Annotated in this window: 23 protein-coding genes and 1 tRNA gene; 12 read left to right on the top strand and 12 right to left on the bottom strand. The window is 61.7% G+C overall.

Annotated elements, in window-relative coordinates; translation table 11 throughout:
* The first annotated feature begins 90 nt into the window (after window positions 1–90).
* Window positions 91–276 carry a hypothetical protein gene (locus ABQJ48_RS03170; protein ID WP_367835894.1) on the top strand — a complete coding sequence of 62 codons (186 nt, stop codon included), beginning with the start codon at window positions 91–93 and terminating at the stop codon, window positions 274–276.
* 222 nt (window positions 277–498) lie between these two features.
* On the opposite strand, the gene ABQJ48_RS03165 is transcribed toward ABQJ48_RS03170, so the two are convergent.
* Window positions 499–1,845, bottom strand: coding sequence for a hypothetical protein (locus ABQJ48_RS03165; RefSeq protein WP_367835893.1), 1,347 nt, complete (start codon window positions 1,843–1,845; stop codon window positions 499–501).
* A 374-nt stretch (window positions 1,846–2,219) separates the two neighbouring features.
* Between ABQJ48_RS03165 and ABQJ48_RS03160 the strand changes: the two genes are divergently transcribed.
* The 3 genes from ABQJ48_RS03160 to ABQJ48_RS03150 all read left to right on the top strand — a co-directional run bounded on the left by ABQJ48_RS03160 (window position 2,220) and on the right by ABQJ48_RS03150 (window position 4,165).
* Window positions 2,220–2,795 (top strand): hypothetical protein, encoded by a 576-nt coding sequence (locus ABQJ48_RS03160; protein WP_367835891.1) that lies wholly within the window; start codon window positions 2,220–2,222, stop codon window positions 2,793–2,795.
* Between the two features lie 138 nt (window positions 2,796–2,933).
* Entirely contained in the window at window positions 2,934–3,572 is a 639-nt protein-coding gene (locus ABQJ48_RS03155; RefSeq protein ID WP_367835890.1) for a hypothetical protein, read from the top strand.
* A 287-nt stretch (window positions 3,573–3,859) separates the two neighbouring features.
* Window positions 3,860–4,165 carry a hypothetical protein gene (locus ABQJ48_RS03150; protein WP_367835889.1) on the top strand — a complete coding sequence of 102 codons (306 nt, stop codon included), beginning with the start codon at window positions 3,860–3,862 and terminating at the stop codon, window positions 4,163–4,165.
* Between the two features lie 162 nt (window positions 4,166–4,327).
* On the opposite strand, the gene ABQJ48_RS03145 is transcribed toward ABQJ48_RS03150, so the two are convergent.
* From ABQJ48_RS03145 to ABQJ48_RS03120, 6 genes are all read right to left on the bottom strand, one after another.
* A tRNA-His gene (locus ABQJ48_RS03145) sits at window positions 4,328–4,403 on the bottom strand.
* 88 nt (window positions 4,404–4,491) lie between these two features.
* Window positions 4,492–5,493 carry a tRNA dihydrouridine(20/20a) synthase DusA gene (gene dusA / locus ABQJ48_RS03140; RefSeq protein ID WP_367835887.1) on the bottom strand — a complete coding sequence of 334 codons (1,002 nt, stop codon included), beginning with the start codon at window positions 5,491–5,493 and terminating at the stop codon, window positions 4,492–4,494.
* Between the two features lie 139 nt (window positions 5,494–5,632).
* A complete protein-coding gene (locus ABQJ48_RS03135; protein WP_367835886.1) occupies window positions 5,633–5,971 on the bottom strand; it encodes a hypothetical protein in 339 nt (112 codons plus the stop codon).
* Between the two features lie 279 nt (window positions 5,972–6,250).
* Window positions 6,251–6,496, bottom strand: coding sequence for a hypothetical protein (locus ABQJ48_RS03130; RefSeq protein WP_367835884.1), 246 nt, complete (start codon window positions 6,494–6,496; stop codon window positions 6,251–6,253).
* Between the two features lie 203 nt (window positions 6,497–6,699).
* Window positions 6,700–6,912 carry a DUF3820 family protein gene (locus ABQJ48_RS03125; protein WP_106283596.1) on the bottom strand — a complete coding sequence of 71 codons (213 nt, stop codon included), beginning with the start codon at window positions 6,910–6,912 and terminating at the stop codon, window positions 6,700–6,702.
* Window positions 6,913–7,236: 324 nt separating this feature from the next.
* Window positions 7,237–8,679 (bottom strand): M20 family metallopeptidase, encoded by a 1,443-nt coding sequence (locus tag ABQJ48_RS03120; RefSeq protein WP_367835882.1) that lies wholly within the window; start codon window positions 8,677–8,679, stop codon window positions 7,237–7,239.
* Between the two features lie 599 nt (window positions 8,680–9,278).
* On the opposite strand from ABQJ48_RS03120, the gene ABQJ48_RS03115 reads away from it, so the two are divergent.
* Entirely contained in the window at window positions 9,279–9,701 is a 423-nt protein-coding gene (locus ABQJ48_RS03115; protein ID WP_367835881.1) for a hypothetical protein, read from the top strand.
* Window positions 9,702–9,829: 128 nt separating this feature from the next.
* On the opposite strand, the gene ABQJ48_RS03110 is transcribed toward ABQJ48_RS03115, so the two are convergent.
* Window positions 9,830–10,657 carry an ABC transporter permease gene (locus ABQJ48_RS03110; RefSeq protein WP_367835880.1) on the bottom strand — a complete coding sequence of 276 codons (828 nt, stop codon included), beginning with the start codon at window positions 10,655–10,657 and terminating at the stop codon, window positions 9,830–9,832.
* Window positions 10,658–10,821: 164 nt separating this feature from the next.
* The gene (gene nodI / locus ABQJ48_RS03105; RefSeq protein ID WP_367835879.1) at window positions 10,822–11,736 is read right to left on the bottom strand and encodes a nodulation factor ABC transporter ATP-binding protein NodI; all 915 of its coding nucleotides are present in this window, start codon (window positions 11,734–11,736) and stop codon (window positions 10,822–10,824) included.
* Window positions 11,737–12,012: 276 nt separating this feature from the next.
* On the opposite strand from nodI, the gene ABQJ48_RS03100 reads away from it, so the two are divergent.
* Entirely contained in the window at window positions 12,013–12,477 is a 465-nt protein-coding gene (locus ABQJ48_RS03100; protein WP_367835878.1) for a universal stress protein, read from the top strand.
* Between the two features lie 85 nt (window positions 12,478–12,562).
* On the opposite strand, the gene ABQJ48_RS03095 is transcribed toward ABQJ48_RS03100, so the two are convergent.
* From ABQJ48_RS03095 to lexA, 3 genes are all read right to left on the bottom strand, one after another.
* Window positions 12,563–13,207 (bottom strand): DUF2939 domain-containing protein, encoded by a 645-nt coding sequence (locus ABQJ48_RS03095; protein ID WP_367835877.1) that lies wholly within the window; start codon window positions 13,205–13,207, stop codon window positions 12,563–12,565.
* A gap of 163 nt (window positions 13,208–13,370) precedes the next feature.
* Entirely contained in the window at window positions 13,371–13,715 is a 345-nt protein-coding gene (locus ABQJ48_RS03090; protein WP_367835876.1) for a hypothetical protein, read from the bottom strand.
* 158 nt (window positions 13,716–13,873) lie between these two features.
* Window positions 13,874–14,524: a transcriptional repressor LexA gene (lexA, locus tag ABQJ48_RS03085; protein WP_367835874.1), complete on the bottom strand. Its 651-nt coding sequence runs from the start codon at window positions 14,522–14,524 to the stop codon at window positions 13,874–13,876.
* Between the two features lie 315 nt (window positions 14,525–14,839).
* On the opposite strand from lexA, the gene ABQJ48_RS03080 reads away from it, so the two are divergent.
* The 6 genes from ABQJ48_RS03080 to ABQJ48_RS03055 all read left to right on the top strand — a co-directional run bounded on the left by ABQJ48_RS03080 (window position 14,840) and on the right by ABQJ48_RS03055 (window position 21,317).
* Complete coding sequence (locus tag ABQJ48_RS03080) at window positions 14,840–15,889, top strand: sulfate ABC transporter substrate-binding protein (protein ID WP_367835873.1); 1,050 nt, start codon at window positions 14,840–14,842, stop codon at window positions 15,887–15,889.
* A 159-nt stretch (window positions 15,890–16,048) separates the two neighbouring features.
* A complete protein-coding gene (cysT, locus tag ABQJ48_RS03075; protein WP_367835871.1) occupies window positions 16,049–16,951 on the top strand; it encodes a sulfate ABC transporter permease subunit CysT in 903 nt (300 codons plus the stop codon).
* 98 nt (window positions 16,952–17,049) lie between these two features.
* Window positions 17,050–18,048, top strand: a complete 999-nt coding sequence (cysW, locus tag ABQJ48_RS03070; RefSeq protein ID WP_367835990.1) for a sulfate ABC transporter permease subunit CysW — start codon at window positions 17,050–17,052, stop codon at window positions 18,046–18,048.
* Complete coding sequence (locus ABQJ48_RS03065) at window positions 18,048–19,127, top strand: sulfate/molybdate ABC transporter ATP-binding protein (RefSeq protein WP_367835869.1); 1,080 nt, start codon at window positions 18,048–18,050, stop codon at window positions 19,125–19,127. Before cysW ends, ABQJ48_RS03065 begins: the two co-directional genes overlap by 1 nt.
* A gap of 62 nt (window positions 19,128–19,189) precedes the next feature.
* Window positions 19,190–20,116, top strand: coding sequence for a CysB family HTH-type transcriptional regulator (locus ABQJ48_RS03060; RefSeq protein ID WP_367835868.1), 927 nt, complete (start codon window positions 19,190–19,192; stop codon window positions 20,114–20,116).
* A gap of 163 nt (window positions 20,117–20,279) precedes the next feature.
* Entirely contained in the window at window positions 20,280–21,317 is a 1,038-nt protein-coding gene (locus ABQJ48_RS03055) for an asparaginase (RefSeq protein ID WP_367835866.1), read from the top strand.
* The last annotated feature ends 152 nt before the right edge of the window (window positions 21,318–21,469 follow it).

Below are 21,469 nucleotides of genomic sequence, written 5' to 3'. Positions count from 1 at the left end.
GTAGCCTGGCAACATCGACGTAGGGCAGATCTGATCGAAAATAGATCGGCCTGATCTAAATAAATCAGACCACGACTGGAGCCCCACCACATGAACAGCACTGAACGTGAATCCCTGCTGCGCCAGACCGGCGAACTGCGGCTCACGCTGAACGCCGGGTTGCGCGAGGGACGACCGATTACCGACCTGCTGCCCGCCTACAAACGGCTCATAGGGCAGATTGAGGCAATCGACAAGGCCGAAGCAACTCAACGGCGACAACCGGCTCACATGTGAACGTCGCCAAATCCCATGAGCAGCCATGGATTCTGCATGCCGCGTTGTCGGAATCAACAGCATCGAGCCGAGTAAACGACCGCCGCCAAAGTCTGCCGTCTCCCGGTGTTTCAGCGCGTACGGGCGCGTTTCAGCTATCCGCCAGCCGTGGGGTGCTGAAACGCCACCCCATCCCCGACACTTTTCCTCAAGCGCAGGGAAAGGTCTGCTCAGGTGAGCGGTCTACGCACTGACCTTTTGCGTTGATATCCAGTCTAGAAATTTCATGAAGTTGTCTTCTGGCTTTTCAGTATTCTTATAGCCATCGAGATGCAATGTGAAACGGGCCAAGAGATTGCTCGTCAGCAATTCGATCTCTTGACGATGCTGACGCTCGTTCAAGGCTGGTTTTCGGTAATTCAGCGTTGACCACGTTCCATGAAGTACACGAGATCGTGCCGTTACAACAGAGTCGATAAAACTTAAAACCGTTCGAGAATCGTTGTCTCTCAGCGGTTGATTTTTGGTCAACCCGTAAATTACTTCAAATACCTTAAGCAGTCCATTTTTGCATCCGCTAGTGCTCTGTGCGAAGAGCAGTACCTCAATAGACGTTTCCATTTTGGCAATTGCCACAGTGTCCAGCTTCTCAGATATCCCCTCATGAAACCAGTAAGCCGCGTCGCACCATGCTTGATCTAGTCTCACCAAATTTGACTGCCCCTTAACAAAAGCGTCCACTCGATTTCCTACAGATTCAAGTATGGCTTTGTTTTGGCCTAGAATCATGTCGAAATACGGACCGGAATAGCTTATACAAGGGTCCGCGCGCGTGGACCCGGATCTCAAATAATCCCCAACCTTTTTAAATGTTTTGATATGTGGGGGAATCGTTCGCGCCGTTGATCTCGCGACTTCTTTTGAGACCGCGGGCGGTATGAATAGTTGCAGGGCCACAAGAGCAATATCAACGGAAATGTCTGCGTGTTCAGCAGATCTCTCGTTATCGTAACCTTCAGTCTGTACTTGGGCGATCCAGTGCGCGCCTTGACTTGCTGCATACTCAATTAGTTGATTATATCCGAATTTTTCCACTTCGTCCTTTGATGCAATCTGATGAGCGGCAGCAAAGCTAATCACGGACTGAAACGTCACAGGGCCAACACTGAACGACCGTGAATCATACGGAGAGATAGCGCAAGGAATGAAGTGCGTCTTAGCCGACGCCTCTTCTGAAAACCAACTGGCAATCTTCGATTTGAATTTTTCATAGCTATCGTATGGAGAACCATTGCGAATAGCCTTGATCAATTCTTTCGCAACTTCGGAAAGTAGATTCTGAAAATCTGTTCCCCTTGCATATTCAGGATGTTCTTTGAGAAGAAATTCCGTCAAGGAAATCGCAGCGTCCGCGCCTTCCTTCTTGAAGCCCATCGCATTACCCTCTGGCGTGAACATTCTCGGATATACAACCTCATGCCTCTTGAACCATGCGTCAGTGTCCTCGAAGCCGATCAATAATTTCCCGGGGCGCTCTGTGAAGACAAAATTGTTGGCTGTAATTCTTAAGTAGTCGGACTTGTCTTTCATCGGGGTCGCTATTTTCCTAAACGGTGTCCTTGAGATTTTATGTGGATTGCCGCGCCCCGCCAAGAGCGCTTTCCGTTGTGCTGAATTACGTACAGCACAGACTGGTAACAAACCTCGGGTTTAGCCTACGTTTTCACACGGCTTCGGCCACAAGCGGTCATTCGGCAACGCCGCGAGAATTGGTTACAATTTTCGTTCGACGTATCCTCGTGGATCAGATGTTTGGACACTCTTAAAGACACAGTCACTAACGAAATAGAACCAGACTCTCCCCTCCGGCTCGTAACAGCTCGTTCCAGGGGGACTCTGCGATAAGACCCCAAAGCAACCTGAACTCCAACTTCGGACCGCCTGTGGCGAAAGGATGATCTGAAATGAAAGCTGTAGTCGCTGGCGTGCTCCTTATTGCGGCCGTCCTCGCGTGGCGTCTCATCGCCGAAGTAGCAAATAATGGTCAGCTGCGAGGGCAAGTCAAGCAGCTCAACGCGCAGCTCGCCGATGAGGTAGCAAATAATGGTCAGCTGCGAGGGCAAGTCAAACAGCTCAACGCGCAGCTCGCCGACAAATCCGGGCTGGAAAGCCTACAGCTTCAGGAGAGGTGCGCAGAGCAAGCGAAGAAAGTGTTTCATGCGCTCGGCTACAAGGAGGTGCAACAGAACCTGAATTCGGACTCGTATCAGAGTCACTACAATACAAGACTCGGCAAGTGCTTTATGGCGATCGAGAGTGACAACCGGACCACAATCCCGGGCAAGGAGTTCATCAACCGGGTGTTGCTAGATGCTTTTGAGCAACGCGAATATGCCGAGTACACTTGGATGTCTAGTGAAAATAAAAAGTACTGGGAAGTCCCGCCAATGAATTGCAAACTCATGGAGCCATCCACAAGTGAGCAGATTTGCAAGTCCGAGGACGAGTACAAAGCGTTCGTTGCAAAGTATGTCGAATAGATGCTGCTACAACTCTGCGCAGAAACGCCCGTCGCAAGCGGCCTTGCCTCTCATCTATGTTCGATGCTACGGAGCAACGCCGATTTATACATCAGAAGTGTCTCCCGAAAACAAAGTAAGCCGTCGTAGGCACTTAGCATGACTGCGTGGGTCTTTGATCCGGCAATTGGTAAGGAGCGGTCAAGTGCGCTTCTCAAGGCGCCATCGTTCGGCGAGATTGTGGAAGCGGTCGCGCGCGAGATGGAAATTCTCTGCGTTCACAGGCAGGCCTGCGACGACTTGGGAGGCTTTTCGCGGGTCGTATTCAATCTAAGAATCCCTCGCGCGACGTTCGATCTCTTCTTCAACTCAGAGCACGGCTACCGCGGTGCCTATTTTCTGTCACCGCACTCCGGGTTGGCGGCAAACGAAGCCGTCATCCGACGCATCACACCTCTATTCCTGACCTGGGCCGAGCAGAATCTTCCAACACTCGACCGGAAGTTCGCCGAAGAGTCTCTCGTGTCGCTCTCCGCGAAGGTCTGGCTCACCGAATACGAGAATCATTTGTGTACGAAATGCGAGGGTGAATGGGGCAACCCGACCGACGCAACGCTGGAAATCCAGAATGGTCGCTGGGAAGTCGCCGACTCGCCAAACGGTCATCGGGGCCGCAAGGCACCATTCCTCTCCAAGCTCAGAGTCTTCGGCGCTTTCCTCAACGAACGCTACGATGAATTTGTTCCGGGTCGCAAGCGTCATCGTGCTCGCGACCTAAATGAATGCGGTTGGTCATGACGGCTACCCCATCGATCGAGCGGACTTCCCAACGACAGCCGCTCATGTCACGCGTTAGGTGTAGTAGGCAGCATCGCCGCATTTGCCTGATTTCTTCGGGCCATTTCAATCTTGAGGAACGGCCGCCTTTCCTAGAGCGCCGATGACCGGAATGGGTCGGTTTGCGCTGCATGTCCCGCAGATGCCCCGGACGCTCGACTTTCGCGGTGCAGACCAATCTGCTCGACCGACGACGACTCCCTCAATCTGAGGTAGTGTGCCGACAACACCAACCAACGGGGAACGCGATGAAAGAGCAAACGACAGCGGAGATAGTCCACGGCCTGCGCGACTTCTGCATAGACCTGCGGACGCAGATGAACGCGGGCACACCCGGCTTCGAGGGGAACAACATCGCGACCATCATCGGGAGACAAGCCGAGCACCTCGCAGAATCCTTCCTGCATGAGAACGCCTTCCAACTACTCATGCTCGCCGCGAAGCAGACCCTGGCCGCGCGTATCGCCGTCGAGCAGGGCGTAATGTCTGAAGCTGACGCTACGGCGAAGCTCGAACTCGTATTGGGTGAGGTCGTCACCCACTTGGATGAATAGCTCGCCGGTCGAGGTCGAGGTTCCCGACGACGACCTCAATCTGAGGACGTGCGACGTCGACCTGAACCTACCCTAGTTTCCCGCCAGCGCCTACGTGGTGCCTACACGGCTGAGAAAGCAAAAAGCCCAGTCGCAATGACCGGGCTAAGCGCTTGATTCTTTTGGGGTGGCTGATGGGGCTCGAACCCACGACAACAGGAATCACAATCCTGGACTCTACCAACTGAGCTACAGCCACCACTGACATCTGCTTGACTTACCAACAAACCTGGCTCGTCGATGAAGAAACGAGATTATACGAACACGAATCGCATTTGCCTAGGCCTTTATTCAAAAATTCCGACCGGCTCGCGCAGATGCTGTCTTGCCTCGTCGAAGATGCTGAGCTCGCGCGCCGCGAGGCGTTTGCTATCGGACAGAACACGACGCCATCCGCGTGCCCCGGCTTCGCCGCGGTAAAGACCCAGCGCATGACGCGTAATTGCACCGAGATAGGTGCCGCGCGCCATTTCAGCCGCGCAATATTCGATCAGCCTGGCTTCGACCTGCTCGCGAGTCAGCGGCGCTTGCGTCGAACCGTAGAAGCGCGCATCGACATCTGCGAGCACGTACGGGTTGTGATAAGCCTCCCGTCCGAGCATCACGCCGTCGACGTGTTGAAGATGCAGATCAACTTCATCGAGCGTCTTGATCCCGCCGTTGATGATGATCTCCAGTTCCGGAAAGTCGCGCTTCAACTGGTACGCGTAGTCGTATTTGAGCGGAGGAATCTCGCGATTTTCCTTGGGGCTCAAACCTTTGAGGATCGCGTTGCGTGCATGCACGATGAACACGCGGCAGCCCGCGCCGGCGACCGTGCCGACGAAATCGCGCACGAATGCGTAGTGCTCGAACGCGTCCACGCCGATGCGATGCTTCACCGTCACCGGTACCGAAACGACATCGCGCATGGCCTTCACGCAGTCGGCCACGAGCGCCGGCTCAGTCATCAGGCATGCGCCGAATGCGCCGCGCTGCACGCGCTCCGACGGGCAGCCGCAGTTGAGATTGATTTCGTCGTAGCCCCATTGCTCGCCGAGTCTCGCCGAGCGCGCGAGGTCGTCGGGTTCACTGCCGCCGAGTTGCAGCGCGACCGGCGCTTCTTGTGGCGTGAAGGCGAGGTGACGCGGCACATCGCCGTGCAGCAACGCGCCGGTTGTCACCATTTCCGTGTAAAGCCACGTGTGGCGCGAGATTACGCGATGCAGCGAGCGACAGTGGCGGTCGGTCCAGTCCATCATCGGGGCAACGCTGACGCGGCGCGGGCTGGGAGTTTGACGTGAAGACATGGGACGGCCAGACGGCTCGAATCAAAAGAGCAATTTTACCGCAACGCGGCAAGCGCCTCACGCAACCTCGGAAGCCGGGCGGCGAGGCCGCCCGTCGCCGTCGCGCAGCGATCACTCGTGCCATCGACCGTCGACGGGTTCAATGCCCGTGCCCGCCATGTCCGCCGCCACTGCTCCATGTGCCGCCGTGCGATCCGCCATAACCGCCGCCGTGCCAGCCGCCACCATGCCAGCCGCCGCCGTGCCAGTCGCCATGACCATGCCAATGGTCGCCGCCGTGTCCGTGGTAATAACAGCATGAACCACCGCCCCAGATGCCGATCGTCCCGTAAACCGGCGCATACGGTGGACCATACGCGTAACCGTAGCCGGGATAGTAGGGCTGCGCGTACGAATAGTCATAGGCCGGTGCGACTGCGCATCCGGTGAGACCTGCCGCCAGGGATATCAGAGCGATTGATGCAACGAACCTGCTCACGATTTTCTCCTTCGTATAAGCATCAGAAAAATCGCGTGCGATGGAGTTCAGCAGTATTTGTGTCCATGCATTACCGCAGGGCGCGTGCCTGTACGCGCCGCCGATCGAGTCATGCGCAGCGAACGCCGTGCCGTCAGCCGCTCGCTCGACGTACCGCGCTTGACCGATCGACACCGCTGTAACAGTTGGTTAAGTATTTCGAAAGGGAACTGCAGCTTGCGCTTCTGCCGATGGGCGCGGCGCCTCGCGCGGCGAGGGGTGAGGACGCGTTGACGTGCGCTAGTGCAACATGGCAGCCGAATGATGCAGCGCTGGGTAGACGCCGACGAGAAACGCTGCGTAGAGGGCGGCCATCGTCACGCCGGCTGCCGTGCCCCAGATATCGCGAGAGGCAGCGCCTCGGCGAAAATGCAAAGGCAGTCCGACGATGACATAACCGATCAGAAAAAAAATGATCACCGCGCGCACGGGGGAGAGATCGTGACCGAGGAATTCCAGCAGCGCGGACAGGCTGAATTCAGACATGGACAGGGCGGGCCAGGCAAGGTCATAGACGACGGCGCAAGGGCTTCCGATCATTCGCCATCGCGCGACGACGTACGCCGATTAAAGTCCATCGGGCCGCGCGGTGCAAGCGAAATCCTGTATGAATTTCTACAGGCTCATATGGCTGCTGGCTGCATCTTTCGTCGGCTTGCCGGTGCTTCAGCCGGCGTTCACCGCGAGCGTCAGCGCTTCCGCAAAGGTTCCAGCAGCGACTTCAGACCGTTGTGATCAATCTCGTGCATCAACGCGAGCAGGCGGCCGATCTCGCCGGGCGGAAAACCTTGGCTCGCGAACCAGTTTAGGTAATGGCCCGGCAGATCCGCAATTACCCGGCCTTTATATTTCCCGTAGGGCATCACGCGCGTGACCAGCAGTTCCAGGTGTTCAGGATTCATCGAAAAAAGTGGCTGCCAGGCTCATGGATGGCGAAAGCGGACCGCCCGCCGCACCGGTATTCTAGCCTTGCTGCAGGCGTCGCGCCGGCGTGGAAACTTCACCGGCTTTCGCCCACGTTCGACAGGACGAGCCCGATGAAACCGCACACTCGGCGACGCTGGCGCGCTGGTCGGCGTGATGGGTCTGGGCGCCATGGCGTAGGGCGAGCAGAACACCGAACAACGGGCCAAACGCGACCGCTCGTCGGCCCGCACGATATGCGCTCGCGTTCGTCAATAGCCGGCCGTTCGTGACCGGCGATCCGATCTGGTTCGGCTCTCGGCTCACGCCGTGTGCGCGGTGTTCGCCATGTCTGGCGCATGCGCGGCATCGGCCATGGCTTTTGCTCGCGGCGAGTTCTCGCCAAGGTCCCAGAAGAGCCCCGCCATCATTTGCAGCCCTTCGCGCACGACCGGCCCGAGCAGGTGCTCGTTCGGCGCGTGCTGCGAGCACCCCGGATACGAGTGCGGCACCCAGATGGTCGGTAGCCCGAGCGTGTCGGAGAATACTTCGTTCGGCAGCGTGCCGCCCAGGTTCGGCAGCACCGCGGTCTTCTTGCCGGTGGTCTGTTCGAGCGACGCGACGGCCCATTGGACCCAGGGATCGTCCAGGTCCAGACGCGTGGCCGGTGCGCCGCGCTCAACGGCGATGTCGACCAGCGAAAACCCATGCGCATCCAGGTGCGTGCGCAGATGCCGTTCGAGCTGCGTCCAGTCTGTGCCGACTACGAAGCGCAACTGGCAATGCGCGTAAGCCGACGCCGGAATGGCGTTGACCGGATTTTCCGGATTGCCGGCCTTGAAGGCCAGCACTTCCAGGCTGTTCCAGCCGAACACGCGCTCGGGCGCCGTGAGGCCGGGCTCCCCCCAGTTCTCGTCGATCGCCGGATCGCCGGGGCCGCCGCCTACCGAGAGATCGGCGAGTGCGCGGCGCACCGCGTCGGGGAGCGGCGGCGGGCGCAAGCCATCGACGGCGATCACGCCGCGCGCATCGACGAGGCACGCGAGTGCGTTCGCGAGCACCGTGGCCGGGTTGCGCAGCAAGCCGCCCCAGTTGCCCGAGTGATGTGCGCCGTCGCGCAGCGTCAGCGACAGCCTGAAGTTCACCGCGCCGCGCGAGCCGAGGAACACGGTCGGGCGGCGGGCGGCGACACGCGGACCGTCGGAGGCGATCAGTACGTCGGCCGCCAGTTCGTCGCGGTGCGCGCGGCAAATGGCGTCGAGGCCCGGCGAACCGGTTTCTTCGCCCATCTCGATGAGCAGCTTCGCGTTGAAGCCGAGGCGGCCGCCGCGCGCTTGCAGCACGCTCGCCAGCGCGGCCAGGTTGATGGTGTGCTGGCCCTTGTTGTCGGCGGTGCCGCGGCCGAACCAGCGCTCGCCTTCGACAGTCACCGCCCACGGCGTGAGCGGCGCGCGCCACTGGCTGTCGTAGCCGCGCACGACGTCGCCGTGGCCGTAGGTCAGCACGGTCGGCAGATGGTCGCCCTCGTGGCGGCTCGCGATCAGGAATGGCCCGAAGCCGCCCACCGGGTTATCGACGATGCGCGTGCTAAAACCGAGACGTACGGCTTCGGGCGCGATCTCGTCGGTCAGGTAGGACAGCAGCGCGGCGGTGCGATTGCTTTCCTGGCTTTCGGTGCGAAAGCCGACGCGGCGGTTGAGGTCCTGAAGGAATGCGCCTGATTCGAAATGCTGGGTCGCGTGCTCGATCGCCTGCGTGCGGCTCATGGGGTGTCTCCATCGGAAGGGGGCAGTAGCGGCGGGGCGTGGGTCGGCATCGGCTTCGGCCTCGGGCCTCTAATGTCGACCGATTCTAGGAGGCCGTTTTCTTTGCCACAATCATTGTGTTTCGAATCGTTCGTTGCCGAAAAGGCAAAGCTTCTGCGTTCCTGACGCATGCCGTTGCGCGCTGATCACCGCTCGCCACACGGGCCAAGGTGGTGTGTTTTGTCGACGCGCGGCACTGTCCGCTCCTGCTGTCCGAGCTGGGCTTTGCAGCCGGGCCTACTCGCCGAGCTTGCGTACGCGCTCGGGTGCATGCATTTCCAGCTGGTCCGGCGAAGTGCGTGATGCCGATACCGTTCGTAACCAATCGAGAGCCAAATGTCCCTGCCGGAACCCGATTGACGACCTAAACTGAGATCAACAGGCGCACAACGAACAATAAAAAGCTACGCGGCCGCAACGCCCGGTCATGCCAACAGCAGCCGGCGACTCGCGATGCTGCCACCTACACCAATGGTACGATTCAGCCCAAAAAATGGCGCGCCGCGTGCAATCGGTGCGGCGTGGCGTTCACAACAGAGCGAAAAGACCAAGGACATCGAATGGCCCAGCAAAAGACCAACCCGAAACTGGAGCAGGCGCTGACGCGCGGGGACCTGGCAATCCGTCAGGCGAATTCGGCGCGAGCGACAGCGTTGCTGCGCGCGCTCGCCAAGATGATCGTCGAGGCGTCGGCGACCATCGGCGTGGAAGCGTTCACGCTGATTCCCGACGGCGACAAGATTTATGATCCGGCCGACGGACTGTGGCCGCAGGAATTGCAGATATCGCTCGATGGTCCCGTCGAGGACGCCGACCCGGATGAAGTGCGCACGGTGCGCCTGCTCGCCGACGATCCGGGCACGGTGTTCCGGGTCGAATGGCAGCGCGCCGATGGGAAGATCGGGCGTCAGGACGGCGGTCCGTTCGCGACGGTGGCCTTTATCTCCGACGTCGACATTCCGTGGACGGACGACGAGGACTGAGTCGTCCGTTCATCGCAAGCGCTGGTATCGCGCGTTTGGCGCTTGTCGTGACACGACTGCAATAACTGAAAAATCGGCGGGGGTGGGTGCTCGACTCGCTATCTGGACCTGCAATCGACCGGCCAAGCTTATTTCATCATCCGGCGCCGAAACAGCATCGCCGACACGATAAAGCCGCCCACCGCGTAAGCTGCCAGCACGGCCACATGCAATGCCGCGTGATCGATCGGCCGCGCCAGCATCGCCGGGCGGATCAGATCGACAGCGTGCGCAAGCGGCAGCAAGCCGGTCGCATACCGCGCGGCCGCGGGCAGTTGGGAAGCGGGAAAGAATACGCCGGACAGCAGCAGCATCGGCGTCAAGACCAGGGTCTGGTAAAACATAAAAAAATCGTACGATGGCGCGAGCGCCGTCACCACCATCGCGAGACTCGCGAATGCCAGCCCGGTCAGCACGATGACCGGCAACGCGAGCAACATCGACGGAAAATTCGCGTAGCCCAACGCGCCGGCCACCAGCATGATCGCCGCGCCGGACAGCGTCGACTTGCTGCCCGCCCACATCACCTCGCCGAGCACGATGTCGCCGAGCGTGAGCGGGGTATGCATGATCGCTTCCCACGTGCGCTGCACGTGCATGCGCGAAAAGCCCGAATACATCGACTCGAAACTCGCCGACATCATGACGCTCGAGGCCACCGTGCCCGCCGCCAGAAACGCGATGTACGACACACCGTCGACGTGCCCGACCATCAGCCCGAGTCCGAAGCCAAGACCGAACAGATAGATCATCGGATCGGCGAGATTGCCGAACATCGACGCGAGCGCGAGCTTCTTCCACACCAGATAGTTGCGGCGCCACACCGCAATCCAGTTCACCGCGTTGGCCGGGAAGGCGCCGAACGGTTCCTGTTTTGACGGCGTGTGGCCAGGGGTTTCGTAAGTGCGTGCGTCCATTGCGTGTTTCGTGCCGTTGCGTTGCTGTGATGGGGTGACGTGAGGTGAGGGCGTGGTGGTGGCGACGCTCTAGCGCGGGCGTTTGGTTGGCGTGCCCAGCGGTTTCCTCGCAGTTTCGTTTCAACTATCGAGACAGTGCGCTCATCATTGTTTGCCTTTTCACTTCAATCCTGCATCTCGCGGCCGGTGAGCCGCAGGAACACGTCTTCCAGGTTCGCCGGCCGATGCAGATAGCGCAAATCGGCGCGCTGCTTCAGACGTGCGTGCACCGGCTGCGCGTCGCTCACATAGCAGAACAGCGTCTCGCCACTGATTTCCGTGCGCTCGACGAGCGGCGCCAGTTCATCGCGCAGCGCAAACGGATCGGGTCCAAAAATCTCGATCACATCGCAGCCGATTTCCGAGGCAATCAGCGCCCTGGGCGCGCCTTCGGCGATCTTGCGCCCTTCCTCGATCACGCACAGCCGGTGACAAAGCCGTTCGGCTTCCTCCATGAAGTGCGTGGTCAGCAGGATAGTCTTGCCGCGCGCGAGCAGCGAACGCAGCCGCTCCCAGATCAGATGCCGCGCCTGCGGATCGAGGCCGGTGGTCGGTTCGTCCATGATCAGCACGTCAGGATCGTTGATCAACGCGCGCGCGAGCGTGAGGCGCCGCTTCATGCCGCCGGACAGCTCGCTCACGCGGGCATCCGCCTTGCTCTCCAGACGCGCGAATTCAAGCAGCGACGGCACCGCCGCGCGGCATTGCGCGGCGCTCAAGCCGAAGTAGCGGCCGAACACCAGGAGGTTTTCGCGCACCGTGAAATCGGGATCGAGATTGTCGAACTGCGGCACCACGCCGACCCGCGCCCGCGCGAAGCGCGCTCGGCCGGGGATCGGTTCGCCGCATAGCCGGATCCTGCCGGCGTCGGGTGCCGCGATGCCGAGCAGCATGCGCAGCGTGGTGGTTTTCCCCGCGCCGTTGGGGCCGAGCAGGCCGAAACATTCCCCGGCGTTCACATGAAACGACAGTCCGTCAACGACCGTCCTTTCGCCGTAGTTCTTTTTGACCTCCTGAAATTCAATGGCGGCTTCAGGCATAGATGTCGATCGAGGCTCCGGGAAAATGGCGGTCATTGCCCGCAAGGCCGCCTATTCTAGGCTATCGCCCGCTAACGTCGAGTGCACTCGGGCAGCGGCGGAGCCTCTTTTGCAGTGCGGCATAGGCGCGCACAAGCGTTGCCATCGATGCCCGATCCAGTGCGCACCGGACCAGGGCGCGTCAAATGCGCACTTAGCGTTTTCCATCCCTTGCCAGTTCAATTGCGGCGCACCATGATTGATTCAGACCGCGCTTTCCGCGCGAAGGAGAAAACCATGGCGAGCTACCAAAAAATCCTGCTGTGCTATGACGGCTCGCGCGAAGGCCGCAAAGCTCTGCGTTGTGGCGCCGATCTCGCATTGGATCTGAAGGCGGAAACGCACCTGCTGTCGGTAGTGGACATGCGCTCCAGTATCGCGCAAAGCGCTGGCCTGCTGACCGATGTGGCTTGCGGAAGTTTCGAAAAGACCGCGCGCGATATTCTGCAGGAAGGCGTAACCTGGCTCACCGAGCGGGGCGTGAACGCGCAAGGGCATTTCGCGTTCGGCCATCCGATCGACGAGATCGCCAATCTCGCCAACGAGTTGCATGTCGACCTGGTCGTGGTCGGGCATCGCTGCCGCACCGGCCTCTCGAGATGGTGGATGGGCGCGGGCAATACACCTTTGCTCGACCGCGTGTCGTGCAGCATTCTGGTGGCCTGTTCTTCCGCGCAGGAACAGCAGCAAGCCGCGGCTTGAGGCGGCTTGCCTTCACACACACTGATGCCCCTGCGAGCGGACGGGCCAAGGGGGCAGTCAGGTGATTGCCCGTGGTGCTCGCCGATCACTCGTTCAGATCGATTGCGGCGAGCTTCCACGTGAACGGACCTTCGCGTCTGAAAATCGCCGCGTAATGTGCAGCGGCCTCGCCGCCACGGCGGTAAGTCACCACGAACTCATTGAGGCTGCGATAACCCGCCGACGTTTGCCGTTGCACGGGAGCAGCGTTGCCGTCGGCGCTGCTGTTGGCATCGCCGGCGGCTGGCGACGCCGGTGTTTGCGCGCCCGCAACCGGTGCATTGTTAGCGGCGGGCTCTGCAGGCGGTCGCTCGCCGGGGTTGCCGCTCGGCGGCATACCGTTGAGCAAGGCCGCGACGCCGTCCGGCGTCGCATACGCATCCACCAGCGGACCGATCAGCGTCACGCCGATCATGGCGCCAATCGTGGCGAGTTTGCTGTCGTTATCTGCGCCCAGCCGACGTGACAGCAGACCGGCGATCTGCAGCTTCAGGCTGTCGCGCAACGCGGGGAAATCCACGTACTCATTGACGGTTTGCACATCGCGGGCATCGGCCGCGCGTTTGAGATTGTTCAATGCGATATACGGTGATGCGTAAGCAAAGCCCAGCACGGCGATCACCACGATCACGATCAACGTGATGATCAGCGGCCGGGTGGCGATGCCTTTGTTGCGTCCTGGAACTGTCATCAGATGGGACTCCTTATCAGGTTGGGTCTAACGTGGACCTCGGTCACGCAGAAACAATCCCATTCTAGGCAAATATCAGACGACTTAATTCAAAAATGGACGCAGTCAACGACTACGCGCGATGCATCGGGCAGCCGCTTTCGGGTTCGACACCGACAGGCACTCAAGCCTCGAATACCGCGCCATGCATATTGGCTTCGTCGGCGATGCACCGGTCGATCATGCGGCACACTGCGTCGACCGTGCCGACCATGATCAGCCGCGACGGCCCGTGATAGACCCGCACCGGCGCGCGCCGCGCCGGCTCGGCCGTGTTCAACCCCGAGTTCAACGAGACGCGCGCAAACGCCGGCAATGCAGAGGGCAGGCTCGCCGCATCGGCGGACGTGTCGAACAGCGGCGCAGTACTTGCGGCCGGGGCTTCGATCAATGAGCACGACACCAGATTGCGCAAATGGCGCAGACGGCCGAACTGGCGAAAAGGCAGCAGGCGGGCAAGGCGTTCCATGAGTCTCTCCAGGCGGTGCAGCGTTGATGCAGTTGAGTGTGGCCAAGCGATACGAGCGATACGAGCGATACGAGCGATACGAGCGATACGACCGACAGGCGAAGCGCAAGCGAAGTCCGAGCGACGCCTACGCGCCGGCCCGGCGCCGCACCTGCGGCTTAGAACTCGCCGGGTCGAATCAGCCCCACGGCGATCCCTTCCAGCGCGAAGTCGGCACTGCCGCTTTCAACGAAGATGTTCTCGTAGTCCGGGTTCTCCGCGATCAGCTCGATGCCGTTGGGCCGGCGCTTCAAGCGCTTGACCGTGACGTCGTCGCCGAGCCGGGCAATGATGATCTGGCCGTCTTTTGCTTCGCTTCTCTTTTGCACTGCGAGCAGGTCGCCGTCGAAGATCCCCGCGTCGCGCATGGAAAGCCCACGCACCTTCAGCAGGTAGTCGGGCTTGCTGGAGAACAGTGCCGGGTCGCACGCGTAGTGCTGCGAGATATGTTCCTGCGCGAGGATCGGACTACCGGCCGCGACGCGGCCGATGAGCGGCAGCGACAGTTGCATGATGCTGGCGTGCGGCAGCGTGAACTGATGCGGCGCGTCTTCCGGGCCTGCCAGCAGGCGAATGCCGCGCGACGCCCCGGCCGCCAGTTCGATCACGCCTTTGCGAGCGAGGGCGCGCAGGTGTTCTTCGGCCGAGTTAGCCGAGCTAAAGCCGAGTTCGGCGGCAATTTCGGCGCGCGTGGGAGGAAAACCGGTGCGTTCGATCGCCCGGCGGATCAGATCGAAAACCTGCTGCTGTCGTGCGGTGAGTTTTGTCATGGCCACTGTATGTATGAACAGGTGACTGTATTTTTATACAGTATTGGGCGCAATTCAAGCTTTACTTTAAGTTCGCTTCGGGGCGTGTTGCTCAAACGCCGATTCGCGGCGTCCAGACAACGGTTTTCGTGCCGCAACGCCTTACCCAGCTGCGATTACCACTTTTACGTATAAAAAAATGAAGAAACATTATTTTTAATGATGAAAGACCGTCGCTAGACTGGCCTCCGGATCGGCGCTCATGTGCACGTGACCGCGACGCAAACACCACCTCAAACGCTGCTTCAGCAGACGACCACGCGGAGAAAATCGAACATGAGCCATAAGCACACGGGGCTGGCGGGCAGAACCAGGCAACTCATCGGGGCGCTCGCGTTCGGCGCGCTCGGCACCCTCGCTACCCTGGGCGCCCTCGGCCAGGCACAGGCGGCCGACACAACGCTGCTGAACGTCTCCTACGATCCGACGCGCGAGCTCTACCAGGACGTCAACCAGGCGTTCGGCAAGCAATGGAAGGCGAAGACCGGCGAGACGGTCACGTTCAAGCAGTCGCACGGCGGCTCGGGGGCGCAGGCGCGCTCGGTGCTGGACGGCTTGCAGGCGGACGTGGTGACGCTCGCGCTCGCCTACGACATTGATGCGCTCGCCAGCAAAGGCCTGCTCGACAAAGGCTGGCAAAAGCGTCTGCCGGACAACGCGTCGCCGTATACGTCGACGATCGTGTTCCTGGTGCGCAAGGGCAACCCGAAGCACATCAAGGACTGGGACGACCTGATCAAGCCCGGTGTGTCGATCGTGACGCCCAATCCGAAGACTTCGGGCGGCGCGCGTTGGAACTATCTGGCCGCCTGGGCCTATGCCGAACATCAACCGGGCGGCAATGCGCAGAAGGCGAAGGAGTTCGTCGGCAAGTTGTACAGGAACGCCGGTGTGCTGGATTCGGGCGCACGTGGCGCGACCACCAGCTTCGTGCAGCGCGGTATCGGCGACGTGCTGATCGCCTGGGAGAACGAGGCGTTCCTGTCGCTCAAGGAGTTTGGCCCCGACAAGTTTGAAGTCGTCGCGCCGTCGGTGAGCATTCTGGCCGAACCGCCGGTCGCGGTGGTCGACAAAGTGGTCGACAGGCACGGCACGCGCAAGCTCGCCGACGCGTATCTGAACTTCCTGTACAGCGAAGAGGGCCAGGAGATCGCCGCGAAGAACTTCTACCGTCCGCGTTCGAACAAGGTGCCGGCCAACCTGACCGCGAAGTTTCCGAAGCTCAAGCTCTACACGGTCGACGATTCGTTCGGCGGCTGGAGCAACGCGCAGAAAACCCACTTTGCCGACGGCGGCGTGTTCGATTCGATCTATCAGCCACAGTAAATCTGCGCATGGGTGCCCGTACCGGGCCTCGACACCCGGCATGCGGCGCGGCAACGCGCCAGGTCCGAGCGCGCCCCTGGGCGCGCTTTTGATCAACCGGAATCGGGCAGCCGAAGATCCGTATCGCCACGCACGCATCAAACTGAAAGAGTATCCAGCATGACCACGTTGACCTTCCGAAAGCCGAGCGCGTTGCCCGGCTTTGGCCTGACACTCGGCATCACGGTGGCTTATCTGAGCCTCATTGTGCTGATCCCGCTGGCGGCGACCTTTCTCAAGACCGCGACGCTCGACTGGCATCAGTTCGTCCGCGCCGTGACGTCGCCCAGGGTGCTCGCGTCGTATCGCCTGACGTTTTTTGCCGCACTCGGCGGCGCGCTGGTCAACGCGGTGTTCGGCTTTCTGGTCGCGTGGGTGCTGGTTCGCTACACATTTCCATTCAAGCGTATCGTCGACGCGGTGGTCGATCTGCCGTTCGCGCTGCCCACTTCGGTGGCCGGCATTTCGCTCGCGGCGGTGTACTCGGGCAATGGCTGGATCGGCCAGTTTCTCGAACCGCTCGGCATCAAGATCGCCTTCACGCCGGCGGGAGTGCTCGTCGCGCTGACCTTCATCGGCCTGCCGTTCGTCGTGCGTACGGTGCAGCCGGTGCTCGAGGAGTTCGAGCGCGAGCAGGAGGAGGCGGCCGCGTGCCTCGGGGCCTCGCGCTGGCTGACGTTTCGCCGCGTCATGCTGCCGGCGGTGTTCCCGGCGCTCCTGACCGGCTTCGCGCTCGCGTTCGCGCGGGCGCTCGGCGAATACGGCTCGGTCATCTTCATTGCCGGCAACGTGCCGATGAAATCGGAGATCACGTCGCTGTTGATCATCACGAAGCTGGAGCAATACGACTACGCGGGCGCGACCGCGCTGGCGGTAGTGATGCTCGTCGTGTCGTTTCTGATGCTGTTGTTCGTCAACAGCTTGCAGTGGTACTTGCAGCGGCGCACGAGCCGCGGCGGCGGCAGCGGGCCGGCGGCGGTCGCCGCAACAAGTGTCGCGGCGATTGGCGGAGGAGTGCAGTGAGCGGCCGATCAGTGAACCACACGACTCATGCGGACAGCGCGAACCGTGCGAACCGCGCGAGCGACAGCGCCGCGGTAGCCGTTGCGCCGCGTGCGCCGCTGCACGTCGCCCACCGGCCCCATCCTGTGACCGAACGACCGGTGGTGCGCTGGCTGCTGACCGGCATTGCGCTGCTCTTCCTGGCGCTGTTTCTCGTCGTGCCGCTGGTGGCCGTGTTTTATCAGGCGCTGAACAAGGGCCTCGTTTTCTATTTTGAAGCACTCGCCGATTCCGATGCGCTGGCCGCGATCAAGCTGACCGTGATCACCGCCGCGATCGCGGTACCGCTGAATCTCGTGTTCGGTCTCGTGGCCTCGTGGTGTATCGCCAAGTTCGACTTCCGCGGCAAGGCACTGCTGACCACGCTGATCGACCTGCCGTTCTCGGTGTCGCCGGTGATCTCGGGTTTGATCTACGTGCTGATGTTCGGCGCGCAGGGCTGGTTCGGTCCGTGGCTGCAGGACCATGACGTGCAGATCATCTTCGCGGTGCCGGGCATCGTGCTCGCGACGATCTTCGTCACCTTCCCGTTCGTCGCGCGCGAACTGATTCCGCTGATGCAGGCGCAAGGCAACGACGAAGAGGAAGCCGCGCATGTGCTGGGCGCATCGGGCTGGCAGATCTTTCGCCGGGTCACGCTGCCGAACGTGAAGTGGGGTCTGCTGTACGGAGTGATCCTGTGCAATGCGCGGGCGATGGGCGAATTCGGCGCGGTGTCGGTGGTGTCGGGCCATATTCGCGGCCAGACCGACACGATGCCGCTGCACGTCGAGATTCTCTACAACGAATACAACTTCTCGGCGGCGTTCGCGGTAGCGTCGGTGCTGGCCTTGCTCGCCCTCGTGACGCTGGCGCTCAAGCTGCTCGCCGAGCGCCACATGTCGGCGCAGCTATCGGCCGCGCGCGATGTGCCCGCGCATGCCGGGCCGCCGGCGCAGTCGGCCGCCGCGCCGGCACGAGCGCAGGCCGCAGCACGTTCGGCTTCAGATTCATTCCCGCAGTCCGTCGACGTGGCGCATGCGACGCAGCAACACCCGCTCAAGCAAGGAGAGCTGTAATGGGTATCACCGTTCGTAACCTGCAAAAGCGCTTCGGCGATTTCGTCGCGCTCGACAACGTCTCGCTCGACTTCCCGCCAGGCGAACTGGTTGCGCTGCTCGGGCCGTCGGGCTGCGGCAAGACCACCTTGCTGCGGGTGATCGCCGGGCTCGAATACGCGGACGGCGGCCAGGTCGTGCTGCACGGCCAGGACGTCGCGGCGGTCGGCGCACGCGAGCGGGAAGTCGGCTTCGTATTCCAGCATTACGCGCTGTTTCGCCACATGACCGTGTTCGAGAACGTAGCCTTCGGCTTGCGTGTGAAGCCGCGCAAGGAGCGGCCCGCGGAAGCGGTGATCCGCGAGAAGGTGCATGATCTGTTGAAGCTCGTGCAGCTCGACTGGCTCGCGCAACGCTATCCGTCGGAATTGTCGGGTGGCCAGCGGCAACGCATCGCCCTCGCGCGCGCACTCGCAGTCGAGCCGAAGGTCCTGCTGCTCGACGAACCGTTCGGCGCGCTCGACGCAAAGGTGCGCAAGGAACTGCGCAGTTGGCTGCGGCGCCTGCACGACGATCTGCACATCTCGACGATCTTCGTCACGCACGATCAGGAAGAAGCGCTCGAAGTGGCCGATCGCATCGTCGTGCTCAATCGCGGCCATGTGGAGCAGGTGGGCAGTCCGCAGGACGTGTACGATCATCCGCAGACCTCGTTCGTCTACGAGTTTCTCGGCGCGGCCAACCGTCTGCACGGCAACGTCGACGCGAGCGGCTTCGTGGTCGACGGCGCTGCGCTGCCGGTTGCGATCAGCGCGGATTTTCGCGGTCCCGCATTCGCGTATGTGCGGCCGCACGATCTGCAGTTGTATCCGCAGGCGTCGGGGCATCGCGAAGGGATCGTCGTCGACGTGCGGCGCGTGGTGACGCTGGGCGGCTCGGTGCGGGTCGAACTGGCCGGGCGCGAGGGCAATGTGCTCGAAGCCGAACTCGATCGCGAAGCGTGGCGCGAGCTTAGACTGGGGATCGGCGATGGCGTGACCGCGGTGCCGCGTGCGTTGCGCGTTTTTCCCGCGCATCAAGCGGTTCAACGTAACGCGTGAGCATCGGGCGCTGCAGTCGAACACTCGAATAATTCCACTCTGGCCGAACCGGAGACATACAGATGAATTTCCAGCAACTGCGCTTCGTGCGCGAGGCCGTGCGTCAGAACATGAATCTGACCGAAGTGGCGAACGTGCTGTACACGTCGCAGTCGGGCGTGTCCAAACAGATCAAGGATCTGGAGGACGAACTCGGCGTGGACATTTTCATCCGGCGCGGCAAGCGCCTGACGGGCCTCACGGAACCGGGCAAGGCGGTGCATCAGCTGATCGAGCGGATGCTGCTCGATGCGGAGAATCTGCGTCGCGTCGCGCGCCAGTACGCCGATCAGGATAGCGGCCATCTGGTGGTCGCGACCACTCATACGCAGGCGCGCTACGCGCTGCCGAAGGTGGTTCGGCGCTTTACCGAGGTGTATCCGAAAGTGCATCTGGCGCTGCGCCAGGGCAGCCCGCAGCAGATCGCGCAGATGATCATCAACGGCGAAGCGGATATCGGCATTTCAACGGAAGCGCTCGACCGCTTCCCGGATATCGTCACGTTCCCGTGCTATTCGTGGCACCACGTGGTGGTCGTGCCGAAGGGGCATCCACTGGTGGAGCGGCCGAATGTGACGCTCGACGAGATCGCCGAATTCCCGATCGTCACCTACGACCAGGACTTCACGGGCCGCTCGCACATCGACCAGGCGTTTGCGAAAGCCGGTGCGTTGCCCGACGTCGTGCTGACCGCAATCGACGCCGACGTGATCAAGACGTATGTCGAACTCGGCATGGGCATCGGCGTGGTCGCGGCCATGGCGTACGATCCGAAGCGCGACACCGAACTCGTCGCGCTCGACACCCAGCATCTGTTCGAAGCGAGCACGACGCGCGTCGGCCTGCGCAAGGGCGCGTTCTTGCGCGCCTACGCGTACCGTCTGATCGAGATGTTCGCGCCTCAGTTGAGCGAGGCCGACATCGCCGCACAGCTGCGCGAGGCGGCTTGACGCGGGCGCCGGGCCTGCGGCGTCCGCCATCTGCATTGACGGTGTAGCGACGCTGCGTCGTTTCGCGCGGTGTCCGCGCGCACGCGACGCAAACTTCGCGTGAGCCGCGCAGAGAGGGGGCGGCCGTTTTTTCTCGCGTGGCGCATCGCTTACAATCGTCGCCATGAATACTTCAACTACCACTTCAGCGCCGCCTTCGTCACACGGCGCCACGCTGCCGCGCATCGCCGTGCTGGCGACCGGCGGCACCATCGCCGGGGCCGCCGCCGACGCCACCAATACGTCCGGCTACCAGGCGGGCGTCGTCGGTGTCGATCAATTACTGGCCGCGGTGCCGGCGTTTTCGACCGTGGCGCGCGTCGCGCCCGAACAGATCGCCAGCGTCGACAGCAAGGACATGGCATTGTCGCTGTGGACCACGCTCGCGCAACGCATCAACACACTGCTCGCAGCCGACGACATTGACGGCGTCGTCGTCACGCATGGCACTGACACACTCGAGGAAACCGCGTTCCTGCTGCATCTGACTATCAAATCGGCCAAGCCGGTGGTGCTGACCGCGGCGATGCGCCCGGCGTCGGCCTTATCCGCCGATGGCCCGCTGAACCTGCTGAACGCGGTGAGCGTTGCCGCGCATGCGGGCTCGCGCGGGCAGGGCGTGCTGGTCGCGTTCAACAACCGGATTCACAGCGCGCGCGACGTGATCAAGACGAGCACCTATGCGGTCGATGCATTCCAGTCGCCCGAGATCGGCGCACTCGGCTGGGTGCAGGACGGGCGCGTCGAATTCCAGCGCAGCGTGGTGCGCGCGCACACGCTCGCGACCGAATTCGTGATCGGGCCGACGTGGCCGCACGTGGACATCGTGATGAGCTACGCGGGCGTGTCGCGCATTGCGATAGACGCGCTGGTGGCCGCCGGCGTGCGTGGGATCGTCGTGGCAGGCACCGGCAACGGTTCGATTCACGCGGCGATGCTGCCCGCGCTTGCCGACGCCATTTCGCAGGGCGTGGCGGTGGTGCGCTCGTCGCGCGTGGGTTCGGGACACGTGATGCACAACGGCGCGGCTGCCGACGACGCGCTCGGTTTCATCAGCGCCGGGTCGCTCAATCCGTACAAGGCTCGGGTTCTGCTGATGCTGGCGCTGGCCGCCGGGGGTACCGGGCCGGTGGCTTTGCAAAAGGCGTTCGATACGTATTGATGCTGGTGCGCAACTGACCACCAGCGGCCCGCACGCGTCTGTTGTCTGCGTGAAGGGCCGATACAGGCTCGATACAGGCTCGATAAAAAAACGCGGCGCCCGGTTTTCGATCCAGGCGCCGCGTTGCCGTTTAATGCGCGCTTTTCGACCGC

This window comes from Paraburkholderia suaedae (assembly GCF_040812055.1).
Lineage (GTDB): Bacteria > Pseudomonadota > Gammaproteobacteria > Burkholderiales > Burkholderiaceae > Paraburkholderia.
The sequence above is the reverse complement of the archived record's forward strand: the minus strand, read 5'-3'. Positions and strand labels throughout refer to the sequence as shown.

Bases quoted from the DNA above. Each gene is read 5' to 3' on its own strand.
- ABQJ48_RS03170 (WP_367835894.1), top strand. From the start codon at position 91: ATGAACAGCACTGAACGTGAATCCCTGCTGCGCCAGACCGGCGAACTG.
- ABQJ48_RS03165 (WP_367835893.1), bottom strand. From the start codon at position 1,845: ATGAAAGACAAGTCCGACTACTTAAGAATTACAGCCAACAATTTTGTC.
- ABQJ48_RS03160 (WP_367835891.1), top strand. From the start codon at position 2,220: ATGAAAGCTGTAGTCGCTGGCGTGCTCCTTATTGCGGCCGTCCTCGCG.
- ABQJ48_RS03155 (WP_367835890.1), top strand. From the start codon at position 2,934: ATGACTGCGTGGGTCTTTGATCCGGCAATTGGTAAGGAGCGGTCAAGT.
- ABQJ48_RS03150 (WP_367835889.1), top strand. From the start codon at position 3,860: ATGAAAGAGCAAACGACAGCGGAGATAGTCCACGGCCTGCGCGACTTC.
- dusA (WP_367835887.1), bottom strand. From the start codon at position 5,493: ATGTCTTCACGTCAAACTCCCAGCCCGCGCCGCGTCAGCGTTGCCCCG.
- ABQJ48_RS03130 (WP_367835884.1), bottom strand. From the start codon at position 6,496: ATGTCTGAATTCAGCCTGTCCGCGCTGCTGGAATTCCTCGGTCACGAT.
- ABQJ48_RS03125 (WP_106283596.1), bottom strand. From the start codon at position 6,912: ATGAATCCTGAACACCTGGAACTGCTGGTCACGCGCGTGATGCCCTAC.
- ABQJ48_RS03120 (WP_367835882.1), bottom strand. From the start codon at position 8,679: ATGAGCCGCACGCAGGCGATCGAGCACGCGACCCAGCATTTCGAATCA.
- ABQJ48_RS03115 (WP_367835881.1), top strand. From the start codon at position 9,279: ATGGCCCAGCAAAAGACCAACCCGAAACTGGAGCAGGCGCTGACGCGC.
- ABQJ48_RS03110 (WP_367835880.1), bottom strand. From the start codon at position 10,657: ATGGACGCACGCACTTACGAAACCCCTGGCCACACGCCGTCAAAACAG.
- nodI (WP_367835879.1), bottom strand. From the start codon at position 11,736: ATGCCTGAAGCCGCCATTGAATTTCAGGAGGTCAAAAAGAACTACGGC.
- ABQJ48_RS03100 (WP_367835878.1), top strand. From the start codon at position 12,013: ATGGCGAGCTACCAAAAAATCCTGCTGTGCTATGACGGCTCGCGCGAA.
- ABQJ48_RS03095 (WP_367835877.1), bottom strand. From the start codon at position 13,207: ATGACAGTTCCAGGACGCAACAAAGGCATCGCCACCCGGCCGCTGATC.
- ABQJ48_RS03090 (WP_367835876.1), bottom strand. From the start codon at position 13,715: ATGGAACGCCTTGCCCGCCTGCTGCCTTTTCGCCAGTTCGGCCGTCTG.
- lexA (WP_367835874.1), bottom strand. From the start codon at position 14,524: ATGACAAAACTCACCGCACGACAGCAGCAGGTTTTCGATCTGATCCGC.
- ABQJ48_RS03080 (WP_367835873.1), top strand. From the start codon at position 14,840: ATGAGCCATAAGCACACGGGGCTGGCGGGCAGAACCAGGCAACTCATC.
- cysT (WP_367835871.1), top strand. From the start codon at position 16,049: ATGACCACGTTGACCTTCCGAAAGCCGAGCGCGTTGCCCGGCTTTGGC.
- ABQJ48_RS03065 (WP_367835869.1), top strand. From the start codon at position 18,048: ATGGGTATCACCGTTCGTAACCTGCAAAAGCGCTTCGGCGATTTCGTC.
- ABQJ48_RS03060 (WP_367835868.1), top strand. From the start codon at position 19,190: ATGAATTTCCAGCAACTGCGCTTCGTGCGCGAGGCCGTGCGTCAGAAC.
- ABQJ48_RS03055 (WP_367835866.1), top strand. From the start codon at position 20,280: ATGAATACTTCAACTACCACTTCAGCGCCGCCTTCGTCACACGGCGCC.